Consider the following 12621-nt stretch of genomic DNA (forward strand, 5'->3'; position numbering starts at 1 on the left):
AATAGGGATTTTTGTTTACATCCAGCTCCAGCGGCTAGATCAGTTATTTGTTATACAGCCTGCTGTTTCTCTTCTACATCCTGTTCATCCCAGCACTCTGTATTCTTTAAGCCAGGGATAGAATTTGCAACGAAAACAGGATCTTTTCCTTGTTTCTTTTGCTTTATATAGTCTACTAATGCCGCGTAGGCGAACTTGCTAAGGAATGAGATGGCAATTAAGTTTGTAAATACCATTAGTCCCATGAATAAATCAGCTAAACTCCAAACTGTTTGAAGGGCAGCGATTGATCCGAAGAATACCATTCCGACAACTGCAACGCGATAAATCATTAACCATGTTTTGCTTTCTTTAATGAATGCGATATTTGTTTCACCATAATAGTAGTTTCCTAGTAAAGAACTGAAAGCGAATAGGAAGATAATAATCGCTAAGAAAGTGCTTGCCCACGATCCGATTTGTGAACTTAATGCTTGTTGTGTTAATTCAATACCTTGTAAATTCGTTCCTTTGTAAAGTCCAGAACATAATACGATAAATGCTGTTGATGTACATACTAAGAATGTATCTACGAAAACACCTAATGCTTGAACAAGTCCTTGTTTTGCAGGGTGAGATACATCTGATGTTGCAGCTGCGTTAGGAGAGCTACCCATACCTGCTTCTGTTGCGAATAAACCGCGCTGAATTCCGAACTTGATTGCTGCACCAATACCACCAGCGATGGCTTGGTCTAGACCGAATGCACTGTTGAATATTTCCATAAAAATGCTTGGTAACATATCGAAGTTTTTAATAACGACAAAAACAGCCACACCAATATAAACGATTGCCATTGGAGGAACAATCATTTCTGTAATACGTGAAATGCTTTTAATACCGCCAAAAATAATAAACGCAACTAATATGGCTAATAGAGCTCCTACGATCGTTCGCTCTGCTCCGAATGCGTTTTCAAATGCTATTGTTACTGTATTTGCTTGTACTGAATTGAAAATTAATCCGTACGTAACTGTAATAAGAAGTGAAAACCAGACACCCATCCAGCGTTTGTTTAACCCTTTTTCCATGTAATATGCTGGTCCACCACGGAACCTGCTTCCATCTTTCACTTTATAAATTTGCGCAAGTGTGCATTCTACAAAACTAGTAGCTGCCCCGATAATTGCGATAAACCACATCCAAAATATTGCGCCTGGTCCACCCATTGAAATTGCTAGTGCTACACCAGCTAAGTTACCGATACCAATACGAGCTGCTGCACTTAAGCAAAATGCTTGGAACGGAGAGATACTATCTTTCTTCTTTTCTTTTCGATTGAACCCTTTACTAATTAAACTGACCATCTCACCGAAATGAGTAATTTGGACAAATTTCAATTTAAAAGAGAAATAAAGACCGAAGCCGATTAGCATTGCAATAAGAATATATGACCATAAAATATTATTCGTTACCTCAAGGAATCTGCTAAAGATATCAACCATATAATACACTTCCTTTTTTTCGTAATAAGAAAATTATATGCAAAAAATATGCCGGAATCAATTTTTCTAAAAAATTATGTTACTTAAACTCGTTATGTGTTATGATTAAGTTACATCGTAATTATTTTTAGAATTATTCACATTTTGAAAAACAAAATTTCAAGTGAGAAAGAAGGGATGATTTGAAAGAAGCGTCTTTATTGAAAGTAATTCTTCAGAGTTTGAAAATGAGAAGTAATGTATTTTTTATCATTACATTTTCAAGTATCTTTTTAGGAGCCACTTATTATTACAATAAAAGATTTCCAAATCACAGGTATCCTGAATGGTTAGAATTTCTAAAATTGATTGGATGAACAAAAGACAGAAAAACAGAAAATTAAAACAAAAAACAAAAACAATTTATTGTTGAGGAGGAACTAGTATGAATATAAGAGAAAGCGAACTTCCAGGTATTGGTTATAAGTTTCAAATCGTTACAAGAGGTAACGAAAAAATGGTGATAGTTATTCATGATGATGGGCGTAGAGAAATGTATCATTTTGATTCAGACCATGAAGAAAGCATCTCAAGCATTTCACTACGTGACTCAGAGGCAAGACAAATTGCAGCAATATTAGGTGGAATGGTATATAAGCCTAGGGCATTAGAAAATGTTGAGATGGTCTTTGAAGGTTTAGCGATTGAATGGTTCAAAGTAGAGAATGCAGCTCCAGCAATCGGGAAAACAATTGGCGATCTTGAAATAAGAAAAACATATAGCGTAACGATAATTGCAGTTATGAAGAAGAATATGAAAAAGCTATTTAATCCAGGACCAGAAACGGTAATTGAAGAAGGCGATATGCTTGTAGTTTCAGGTGAGAGAGAAGAAATTAAAAAAATTATTAATGAACTACTTTCGAATAGGGGGACTGACTAGATGGATACTTTAATTTTTGAAGTTGGTACGGCTTTAGTTTTAGTAGCGATTGCGGCAGTAATCGCTGGGAGGTTTAAATTCTCGGTAATTCCTTTTCTAATCGTTCTTGGCATGCTAGTAGGACCACATGCTCCGGTACTAGGTGTAATCGATCTCAGGTTTATAGAAAGTGAAAGTGTAATTTCCTTCCTCGGAAGAATCGGCGTTCTGTTCCTTCTTTTCTATCTAGGATTAGAATTTTCGATGAAAAAATTAATTAAATCTGGACGTTCTATTGCGATTGGCGGAACGATTTATATTTTAATTAACTTTTCACTTGGATTATTATATGGATTTATAATGGGATTCCCTTTGCTAGAAATCTTAATTATCGCGGGTATTATTACGATTTCTTCTAGTGCTATCGTTGCAAAAGTATTAGTTGATCTAAGAAGAACTGGTAATAATGAAACCGAACTAATTTTAGGAATTATTATGTTCGAAGATATATTCCTTGCTGTATATTTATCAGTCGTTTCTGGCTTAGTTCTTGGAGATCATGCTTCCTTCTTAGGTGCTCTTACTTCAATTGGAATCGCTTTAGGATACATGCTTCTATTCTTTGTAGTAGCTAGAAAGGCTACTCCGTTATTAAATAAATTACTCAATATTAGTTCAGATGAAATTTTTATTATTGTAGTATTTGCTTCTTTATTCTTTATTGCAGGTTTCTCAGAAACAATTCACGTTGCAGAAGCAATCGGAGCACTTCTTTTAGGGTTAGTTTTTTCTGAGACAGAGCATAGTGACCGAATTGAACATCTTGTTGTTCCATTTAGAGATTTCTTTGGAGCTATTTTCTTCTTCAGTTTCGGATTAAGTATCGATCCGTTCTCATTAGGCGGAGCGATTTGGTTAACGTTAGGTGCTGTCCTTCTTACTATAATCGGTAACTTCGTAGCAGGGATGATTGCAGGAAGACAGGCTGGATTATCGCATAAGGCGTCAACGAATATTGGATTAACAATCGTTTCAAGAGGAGAATTCTCCATTATTATGGCTAATATCGGTATCGCTGGTGGTTTAATGTCAGTGTTGAAACCATTCTCAGCATTATATGTGCTTATCCTATCTATTTTAGGACCTCTTCTGACGAAAGAATCAAAAAATGTGTATAAATTTTTAAATAAAATCTTTAAGTGGGATACAAAAACGAGCTAAATTTAGAAAAATAAAAGTACAAGAACTTACTACTTGTACTTTTATTTTTTGTAACGAAAACAGCAAAGAGAGGTAAATGATGTTAGGAGAGTTGATTCATTCAGTTTTAGTTTTTTTAGAAGGACTTGGTTATTGGGGAATTATGCTTGGATTGATGTTAGAGGTTATTCCGAGTGAAATCGTATTGTCTTATGCGGGCTATTTAGTATCAACAGGAAGCATTACATTTTGGGGCGCTGTCGCGTTCGGTACAATTGGTGGTGTAATCGCACAACTATTTATTTATTGGATCGGTCGATATGGAGGAAGACCTGTTCTTGAGCGATATGGAAAATATATTTTGATTCAGAAGAAACATATTGATTATGCTGAAGCGTGGTTTAATCGTTACGGAACTGGTGTGATTTTTACAGCGCGTTTTATTCCTGTTGTGCGTCATGCTATTTCGATACCAGCGGGTATTGCGAAAATGTCACATGCTAAGTTTATTACTCTAACTACATTAGCTGTTATTCCATGGTCAATCGTGTTTGTATATTTGGGCTTTAAATTAGGGACAGAGTGGGAAAGTATTAATAAAGTAGCTGGACCATATGTGAAATATTTTGCACTTGCTGCGATTGTTTGCGCAATTGGTTATTTTGTACTAAAAAAAATGATGAAAAAGAAGTGATTATGGAAAAGAGCCTATATTGATATAGGTTTTTTTTATTGTCATTTTTCAAAGGATAAAAGAGTATGTTTAATATTTACCATATTGTGGCATATATATAGAAAAAGAAGGCTTGGAAAGGGGAATAAAAAGAAATGGAACTCCAGTTTCAAAATGTATATCAACAGGTGGAGAATTGGTATGTGTTGGATTCGGAGCTTCCTTGGGATGTCAAAAAGTTGAGAGAAGATTTGTTTTCTCTTATTGAAACATGTAAAACGCCAGTTATTTTTTGTGATACATGTGATGCAAACAATGTACTTCTATCATTAGGGGAAGAAGAAGAAGAATTTCTATTTCAGGTAGGTGGCTTTTACCATAAAGAAAAACAATTAATTTTCGTTTGTATGTGGGAAGAGTATGAACAAGTGCTGAAAACGCTACTGCATGAATTTCGGCATGCGATGCAGGATAAGAGGGATGAATTGTATGTGGGAAGTGAATCGTACGAAGAGAGATGGATTGAGAAAGATGCGAGGAAGTTCGCGGAGAGGAAATTAGATGAATATAAAAATAGAAAATTGATGTAAAGCATAGTGGAGAAATAGCGCTGTGCTTTCTTTGATGCTTACTAAAAGTAAGTGATTGACTTTTATAAAGTTTAGTTCTAAACTAATGGTATGAAACGAGCGAGGTGATAGGGTGAAAACAGAAGATAGACTCGGATTACTATTATGGTTTCGTTTATCACGTTTTTATAACAAAAGTATTCGTGAGACGAATCAGCATTTGAAAGAATGGAATGTATCTGCCGCTCAGTTTGATGTGCTAGCTCAAGTTGGAGGACATGACCGTTTAACGCAGCAAGAGCTTGGAAATAAGCTATTTGTTACGAAAGGAAATGTTACGCAGCTTTTAAATAAAATGGAGCAGCTGGAGTGGATTCATCGTGAACAAGAAGGTACTACGAAATATATTTCGTTAACAGAAAAGGGCAGAGCATTATATGCGGAAATCATCCCGCCTCAAGAGACATTCCAAGCGGAGCAGTTTCAAAATTTAAATGTAGAAGAACAACAGCAATTATTACAATTACTAAAAAAATTACAGTGAGAAAAAGTTTTGAAATAAATCTTGAATTCGAGATAATATGAGGTGAAGGATATGTTTAGAAAAGTTGATCATAAAAATATGGGAAGAGCAAATCACGGTTGGTTAAATACACATTTTCATTTTTCCTTTGCGAATTACTATAATCCAAATAACATGAACTTTGGAGCATTACGTGTTATTAATGATGATTTAGTAGCGGTACAAACTGGTTTTGATATGCATCCGCACCGCGATATGGAGATTATTTCTTACGTTGTAGATGGTGCTTTAACACATGAAGATAGCATGGGAAACCGCGGAACAATTGAGCGTGGACATGTTCAATATATGAGTGCTGGTACTGGTGTATTTCATAGTGAGCATAACTTAGGAAATGAAACACTACGTTTATTACAAATTTGGATTTTGCCGGATCGCGATGGTCATAAACCGAACTATGGTGAGTTTAAATTTGATTGGAGTAAGCGTGAAAACGCATGGTTCCATATGGTATCTCCAATAGAAGGGGATGCACCAATTCAGATTCACCAAGATGCGAATTTATATTCTTTATCATTAGAGGCTGGAAAAGAAATTCATTTTCCTGTGAAAGAAGGCCGTCAATTGTACCTCCTGCAAATTGAGGGAAGTAGTGTAATAAATGGTGAAACACTTGTTATGCGTGATGCGGCAGAAGCGGTAGAAGAAGATATTCATATTCAAGCGAAAGAGCAATCACACTATTTAGCAATTGAATTACAAAAACAATAAAACGTTTATGAACAAGAGGACATTGAATAAGATGTCCTCTTTTTTTTTGTGGAATTGTCAGAAAAAACTTTCTCAATGTTTCAGGAGAGGTATTGGCTTAAAAAATAAGAATTGTATACAAGTGTCAAAAATCTTTATGGGAATGGGGAATGTTATAGTGAAAAAGAAAGTCATTTCATCAGCATTAGCGTTAACTGTTATCGCCGGGGGATTTGGAACATTTGGAGCAACGACTACGAAAGCGGAAGAACAAAAAATTCAATATCATCAAGAGTTTAAAACGCCTGCATACATAGGTGAAGAGTGGAAGGCACCAGAAGGACTAGATAAAAAAGAAACGGTCTTTCAATATTTAGAAAGTAAAAAAGATATGTTTAAACTAGCAGGAAATATTGACAAACACTTTAATGTTGTAGGGGAAGAAAAAGATGCTGAGTCTGGCACGACACATGTGAAGTTAGTTGAGAAACATAATAACATTCCTGTGTATGGTTCAGACCAAACTGTTACGTTAGATAAAGAGAATAATGTAAAGGCATTCTTCGGACAAGTTATTCCGAATTTAGAGGATAAAAATATTCCTGCCTTTGCAAGTATTAGTGCAGAACAAGCAGAAACGATTGCAAAGGCTGATATAGAGAAAGAAATTGGTAAAGTAAAGAATTATGATGGTGTGAAAAAAGATTTATTTGTGTATGAAAAAGATGGAAATTACTATCTGGCATATCTCGTTAAAGCATCGATTTCAAAACCAGCTCCAGGTTACTGGCATTATTTTGTTGATGCAACAAATGGAAATGTGATTGAGAAATATAATGCGGTAGATAACGTTACTGGATTTGGCTATGGAGTATTAGGTGGTAGACAATCATTTGAAATTGCTAAGGATACGAAAACAGGCGAGTTTAATTTATTTGATGGTAAACGAGGACAAGGTATCCATACATTTGATGCAGAGAATATGAACGAGGATTGGTTTAATTTATTCTCACAATGGCTTGGATATACAGGAGAAGAAGTGAAAAGTAAATCTCCGTTCTTCGAAGATAAAGCTGCAGTTGATGCGCATGTAAATGCAGGAAAAGTATATGATTACTACAAAAAGACATTTAATCGTAACTCTTTCGATGATAAAGGCGCGAAGCTTATTTCAACTGTTCACGTAGGAGAGAGCTGGAATAACGCAGCTTGGAACGGTATTCAGATGATGTACGGTGATGGAGACGGAAAGACATTTATTCCGTTATCTGCTGGACTTGATGTTATCGGTCACGAATTAACGCATGCTGTAACTGAGAATACAGCAAATCTAGTTTATAAAGATGAGCCAGGTGCGTTAAATGAATCGCTATCTGATATTATGGGTGTTATGGTTGAGAAGAAGAGCTGGGATTTAGGTGCTGATATTTATACACCGGGTAAACCAGGTGATGCGCTTCGTTCATTAAAAGATCCAGCATCTATTCCAAACCCATTAAAACCAGGTGAAGGTTATCCAGATCACTATAACAAACGCTACATTGGAACGAAAGATAATGGCGGCGTTCATATTAACAGTAGTATTAACAATAAAGCGGCGTATTTAGTATCAGAGGGCGGCACACATTACAATGTGAAAGTAACTGGAGTGGGCCGTGAAGCGACAGAAAAAATTTACTACCGCGCTCTTACTAAATATTTAACTGCGAACTCTGACTTTAAAATGATGCGTCAAGCAGCACTTCAGTCAGCAGAAGATTTATATGGTAAAAACTCTAAAGCTGTACAAGCTGTAACGAAAGCTTATGATGCAGTAGGCGTAAAATAATAAGAGAAAAAGACCTGACTAGGCTGTCAGGTCTTTTCTTTATCCCGTTATTTGCCGGTTAGCCCGATTGGTGAGAGCTAATAATCAGTGGGGATGAACGCCCCACTGATTAAAGTTTCACCTTATTTAGTCACGAATACCTAATGCGATTTTTGCCATACGTGACATGCGTTCTTTCGACCATGGGGGATTCCAAACGACATTTACTTCTATTTCGTTTACTTCAGGTACGTTTGTTGATAATACTTTTTTTACGTCTGATACGATTTGACCAGCCATCGGACAACCGATAGAAGTCATCGTCATCGTAATGACAGCATTATTATTTTCATCCGCTGTAACATCATACACTAACCCAAGATTGACAATATCAACGCCTAGTTCAGGATCAATAACAGCTTCTAAATTTGTAAATAATTTATTTTCAAATGCTTCTTGTGACATAAGTAGCACCTCCCACACATTAATGATATCAATTCTCATTATAACGAAAATATGTATAATGTGCAGGAAATGAGCTCGAAAAAAATATCCCTTTGGAAGAGGAATATTTTTTTGAGCTATTCAGTTTTAAAATGAGATACGAGTTGATCTAAGCCTTCAACTGTTTGTTTCATTTGTTTTGCGGTTTCTGTCATTTCATTCATAATAATAACTTTCTTCTCAGCAAATTGTGCTGTTGTGGCTGTTTCACTAGATACTTCATTCGAAATAGAAGCGATGTTATTAAGTGAAGCGTTCATTTCTTCAGCGCTTGCAGCCATCTCTTCAGCAGTTGCTGATATGTCTTGCATTTGAGTAGACACTTTATTTACTTGTTCAACAATTGTTGTGAAAGAATTACCTGCCTCACGAATGACAGTAATACCTTCAAATGCTTCGGAACGACCTTGAGCCATCAGTGAGCTAGCCGTTTCTGTATCATTTTGAATTTGATGTAGTAAATGGTTAATATCTGTTGCAGCAGTTTTAGATTGTTCAGCAAGCTTTCGAACTTCATCAGCTACGACTGCAAATCCTTTTCCTTGTTCACCGGCACGGGCCGCTTCAATAGAAGCGTTTAAAGCAAGTAAGTTTGTTTGCTCAGCGATATTAGAAATAGATTGTACAGCTGTATCAATATATTTCGTATGAGTGATTAGACGTTCGACTACTTCTGATGTAGCATTTACAGCCTCGTGTATCGTTGTCATTTGTGAAACAGATTTTTGGATAACAGTACTTCCGTCATTCGCATGTTCAGACGTAGCGACAGCAAGCTCGGCCACAGATGAAGCAGACGCTGCAATACGTTGAACACTTACTGACATATCATCCATTGCAGTTGAGCTTTCTTCCATACTAGAAGTTTGAGATTGAATGCTTACATTTAAGTGGGACATCGATCCTTGAACTTGAATTGTTGCCTCGCGTGATGTAGTAGTCTTTTCTAACATATTTTCAGAAGCGGTTTGTACTTCTACGGACGTTTTTTGAACACGATTGATGATATGTTGCAAGTTCTCTAACATCTCATTAAATGATGCTGCAATCGCACCGATTTCATCATTGCTCGTTACTTGTAGACGGGCTGTTAGGTCGCCTTCTTGAGAGGCTAATTCTTTTAGCTTAATATCAATTTGCTGAATTGGTTTTACAAGCTTACCAGAGAACCACCATGCAAGAATAATTGCAGTTACAATACAAATAACAAGTGATAAGAAGACAACATATTCAATTCGTAGCGAAGATTTATCGATTTTTTCAATAGATTGTTCACGTAATTTAGCTTGTTCATTACTGTAATTTGTAAAATCACCAATGACTTTATAGACAGTACCATTTTCTGTAGAAGCTACTTGTAAAGCTTCTTCCCACTTCTGCTCTTTTGCAAGAGTAAATACTTTTTCTTCAATAAATTTTCTCCAAGTGGATCCTAAATTCATTGAATCTTTCACGGATTGAGAAAGATTTGGATTAGAAAGAAGTTTAGCTTTTGAATCTTCAAGATTTTTACTCATCTCATTAAACTTGTCCAATTCGACTTGATCATGTTGTAGTAAATAACCTCTTAAAGCAGAGAGTTGTACTTGATAAGCGTCTCCACGCTCTTTTAATTCTGTTGCAAGAGGAGAAATTTCTTGCTGTAATACTTCAGCTTTATATGACTGATCAATAGCGAAGTATAAAATAAAAGCTAAGGCGATGCCAAATAAAGCACAAATCGTTCCCATCATGAACATAAGTTTTTTTCTGATACTTACAAAATTCATATAATAAAAAGCCTCCTTTGTGAAATCTTAGTATTAGAATTAATTAATGTAAAAAGTTAAAAGAAAGCTTTACTCCAGCTGGAATAAAGCTTCCTTCTTTCCATTAGGAATTATAGCAGACAGAATGTGAGAGAGAAAGGTATATTTTAAAGTAAAAAGAGAGAGTGTGATATTAGTAAATATTCTTAAAATGTATACATTTGTATATCCGAAAATTAATAAATAAATATTAAAAATGCTATTGTAATTTGAAATAACATCCTGTATACTTCTAATTAGTTGATAACGATTATCAGTATCAACTGAAACATTACTCTTCGTTATGTTGGTCATACCCCTTTTTGACGACGTAAGTCAGAGACAAAATGTTGAAATATCTTGTGTCCTATTCTACAGAATTATGGTAATCTCCAACCTCAACTTATATGCGTGAGCATGCAAAAAGGATCCTATCCGTGAAGGGATCCTTTTTTGTATGTTGTCGCAATTAATGTATATAGACCTGGTATACGTTCTTCAATTCTTTCAGGTGCAGTAGCGGGGAAGACCCACCTTTGATGAGACCCATGTTCTTCCACAAGTTTTTCAATTTTAAAACTTGCGGATGCGAGTGTTGAAATGATTTCTCCTAACGTCCAGCGACGGATGGTTGTTTTCGGTAAAGATTCTTTCTGTGATTCTGTAAGAAGAATGCTGTAAGCAACATCATCTTCAATTAGTTCTTCATCGAAATAATTTCCACCTGCTCGGAATGATGGATGGTCCACTCCTAACAGCTTTGTGTACATTGGATGGTAATCGCGAAGGATAAGTGTTCCGTCTGGTTTTAGTAATTGAGAGATTTTTATAAAGAGCGGTTTTAAATCTAAAAAATAATGGAGTACACCGAGTTCTAGTAATACGACATCAAATAATTCTGGGAGATTTACATCTAGTACATCAGAGACAATATACTGAATAGAAACTCCGGCAGCTTTTGCGAGCTCATTTGCGTATTTCGCATTACTTGCTGAAATATCAACAACCGTTACGTCAGCTCCTAAAAGAGCGAGAGAAACGGCTTTGTTTCCTTTTGAACCGAGTAAATTGATAATACGTTTTCCTTTGGGAGATTGTATGTAAGGTAAATAATGGGCTACCTCGCGTATGGGATCTTCCATGATCTTTTTCGCATAATCTTCTGGCGCACCGTGGCGATTCGTCCATGCTTCATAAGCAGCTGCGTTCCAGCTTTTTTCATTCATCGTGCTTAGTTGCTTTTGATTCAACAGTATCACTCCTTTTGTGAACGTATAGGTATTCGGCGGGAGGAGGGGATTTCCTGTTTTTTAGATTTAATTTCGATTTTATAGGGTACGGTGAATTCGGAAGGAAAAGACCTTTCAAGTAAATGAAAGGTCTTTTGTTATGCGCTATGCACGCTATTATGTTTCCTTCCCTTCCTAGCAGTAAGTAGCTGAGGTGTGAAAATCCCAAGCAATATAAAAATAATTCCAATCCACTGCATTGGTGATACAACTTCATGTACTAGTGTAATAGAAGCGATAATAGCCGTTGGTAATTCAGCTGCACCGAGTATGGTACTAAGTCCTGTGCCAACTTTCGGTACGCCAATTGAAAAACAAATGACAGGTACAACAACGCCAAAAAGTCCGAGGAAGAAAGCGTATTTCCATAGACCGGCTTGTAAAGTACCATCCGTTAAAAAGGTTGGCGGGAAGAATAGACATACGATAAGAGTGGCACTTGTTGTCATAAGAAAGCTTTTTGTATAAGGCGGAGCATCTGTAGCAACGCGCCCGCTTGCAAAAACATAGAATGAAAAAGAGACAGCAGCTAATAGTCCAAAGACAATCCCTTTCGTAGAAAAACTTTGGCCGAGACCTTCAAAGACACCGCCTGCAAATAAAGTACCAGTAAATAAAATAATAATAGATATGATCTTATCACGGCTTGGAAATGTTCGATTTGCAATAGCTTCAATGACTACACCAATCCATGTGAACTGGAAGAGTAGGACGACAGCGATAGATGATGGTAGTTCTTCTACAGAAATAGCATAGAAAATACCTGTCATACTCATCGTCGTGCCGACTGTTAGTAAGGAAAGGAACTGCTTTTTTGTTACTTTATGGCGTGAAAAGAAAAGAACGAGCAGAAGTAGTCCGATCCATCCGAAGACATATTGTCCTCCTAATAGTTGATGCGCTGAAAATCCGTCAATGAATCCGAGTTTGAAAATAGTTGAAAGCACGCCGTAGCTACAAGCTCCGAATAAAACGAGTAATGAATACTTAAACTTTTCCATAAAGATCCTCCTTATAAAGTGAAACTTTAATCAGTGAGGGGTGTTCATCACTCACTGATTATTAGCCCACACTAATTGGGATAAGTAATAAAAAACGCCCGCTATCCAAATAAGGACAACGGGCGAACGAAAC

Annotated in this window: 12 protein-coding genes; 7 read left to right on the plus strand and 5 right to left on the minus strand. The window is 36.3% G+C overall.

Annotation, left to right across the window (positions count from 1 at the left end; genetic code table 11):
* Positions 1–50 precede the first annotated feature (50 nt).
* Positions 51–1484, minus strand: coding sequence for an alanine/glycine:cation symporter family protein (locus COI75_RS09515; RefSeq protein WP_000227576.1), 1434 nt, complete (start codon positions 1482–1484; stop codon positions 51–53).
* A 424-nt stretch (positions 1485–1908) separates the two neighbouring features.
* Between COI75_RS09515 and COI75_RS09525 the strand changes: the two genes are divergently transcribed.
* The 7 genes from COI75_RS09525 to COI75_RS09555 all read left to right on the plus strand — a co-directional run bounded on the left by COI75_RS09525 (position 1909) and on the right by COI75_RS09555 (position 7928).
* Positions 1909–2406: a cation:proton antiporter regulatory subunit gene (locus COI75_RS09525; RefSeq protein WP_001026082.1), complete on the plus strand. Its 498-nt coding sequence runs from the start codon at positions 1909–1911 to the stop codon at positions 2404–2406.
* On the plus strand, positions 2407–3606 hold the full coding sequence (locus COI75_RS09530) for a cation:proton antiporter (protein WP_000380231.1): 1200 nt from the start codon (positions 2407–2409) through the stop codon (positions 3604–3606). It begins immediately after the preceding gene.
* Between the two features lie 79 nt (positions 3607–3685).
* Positions 3686–4279, plus strand: coding sequence for a DedA family protein (locus COI75_RS09535; protein ID WP_000900204.1), 594 nt, complete (start codon positions 3686–3688; stop codon positions 4277–4279).
* 134 nt (positions 4280–4413) lie between these two features.
* On the plus strand, positions 4414–4848 hold the full coding sequence (locus COI75_RS09540) for a DUF3920 family protein (RefSeq protein ID WP_000422798.1): 435 nt from the start codon (positions 4414–4416) through the stop codon (positions 4846–4848).
* 112 nt (positions 4849–4960) lie between these two features.
* Positions 4961–5371: a MarR family winged helix-turn-helix transcriptional regulator gene (locus COI75_RS09545; RefSeq protein ID WP_000845459.1), complete on the plus strand. Its 411-nt coding sequence runs from the start codon at positions 4961–4963 to the stop codon at positions 5369–5371.
* Positions 5372–5422: 51 nt separating this feature from the next.
* On the plus strand, positions 5423–6121 hold the full coding sequence (locus tag COI75_RS09550; RefSeq protein ID WP_098380305.1) for a pirin family protein: 699 nt from the start codon (positions 5423–5425) through the stop codon (positions 6119–6121).
* Between the two features lie 157 nt (positions 6122–6278).
* Entirely contained in the window at positions 6279–7928 is a 1650-nt protein-coding gene (locus COI75_RS09555) for a M4 family metallopeptidase (protein ID WP_000730955.1), read from the plus strand.
* Between the two features lie 126 nt (positions 7929–8054).
* On the opposite strand, the gene COI75_RS09560 is transcribed toward COI75_RS09555, so the two are convergent.
* The 4 genes from COI75_RS09560 to COI75_RS09575 all read right to left on the minus strand — a co-directional run bounded on the left by COI75_RS09560 (position 8055) and on the right by COI75_RS09575 (position 12488).
* A complete protein-coding gene (locus COI75_RS09560; protein WP_000076420.1) occupies positions 8055–8372 on the minus strand; it encodes a metal-sulfur cluster assembly factor in 318 nt (105 codons plus the stop codon).
* A gap of 116 nt (positions 8373–8488) precedes the next feature.
* On the minus strand, positions 8489–10180 hold the full coding sequence (locus COI75_RS09565) for a methyl-accepting chemotaxis protein (RefSeq protein ID WP_001012205.1): 1692 nt from the start codon (positions 10178–10180) through the stop codon (positions 8489–8491).
* Between the two features lie 449 nt (positions 10181–10629).
* The gene (locus COI75_RS09570) at positions 10630–11448 is read right to left on the minus strand and encodes a class I SAM-dependent methyltransferase (protein WP_001072265.1); all 819 of its coding nucleotides are present in this window, start codon (positions 11446–11448) and stop codon (positions 10630–10632) included.
* Positions 11449–11585: 137 nt separating this feature from the next.
* Entirely contained in the window at positions 11586–12488 is a 903-nt protein-coding gene (locus tag COI75_RS09575; protein WP_098448333.1) for an EamA family transporter, read from the minus strand.
* Positions 12489–12621 lie beyond the last annotated feature (133 nt).

Source organism: Bacillus cereus (assembly GCF_002564555.1).
GTDB classification, from domain to species: Bacteria; Bacillota; Bacilli; order Bacillales; family Bacillaceae_G; genus Bacillus_A; species Bacillus_A cereus_K.

Excerpts from the sequence above, each read along its gene's own strand:
- COI75_RS09515 (WP_000227576.1), bottom strand. The coding sequence starts at position 1,484 with ATGGTTGATATCTTTAGCAGATTCCTTGAGGTAACGAATAATATTTTA.
- COI75_RS09525 (WP_001026082.1), top strand. The coding sequence starts at position 1,909 with ATGAATATAAGAGAAAGCGAACTTCCAGGTATTGGTTATAAGTTTCAA.
- COI75_RS09530 (WP_000380231.1), top strand. The coding sequence starts at position 2,407 with ATGGATACTTTAATTTTTGAAGTTGGTACGGCTTTAGTTTTAGTAGCG.
- COI75_RS09535 (WP_000900204.1), top strand. The coding sequence starts at position 3,686 with ATGTTAGGAGAGTTGATTCATTCAGTTTTAGTTTTTTTAGAAGGACTT.
- COI75_RS09540 (WP_000422798.1), top strand. The coding sequence starts at position 4,414 with ATGGAACTCCAGTTTCAAAATGTATATCAACAGGTGGAGAATTGGTAT.
- COI75_RS09550 (WP_098380305.1), top strand. The coding sequence starts at position 5,423 with ATGTTTAGAAAAGTTGATCATAAAAATATGGGAAGAGCAAATCACGGT.
- COI75_RS09560 (WP_000076420.1), bottom strand. The coding sequence starts at position 8,372 with ATGTCACAAGAAGCATTTGAAAATAAATTATTTACAAATTTAGAAGCT.
- COI75_RS09565 (WP_001012205.1), bottom strand. The coding sequence starts at position 10,180 with ATGAATTTTGTAAGTATCAGAAAAAAACTTATGTTCATGATGGGAACG.
- COI75_RS09575 (WP_098448333.1), bottom strand. The coding sequence starts at position 12,488 with ATGGAAAAGTTTAAGTATTCATTACTCGTTTTATTCGGAGCTTGTAGC.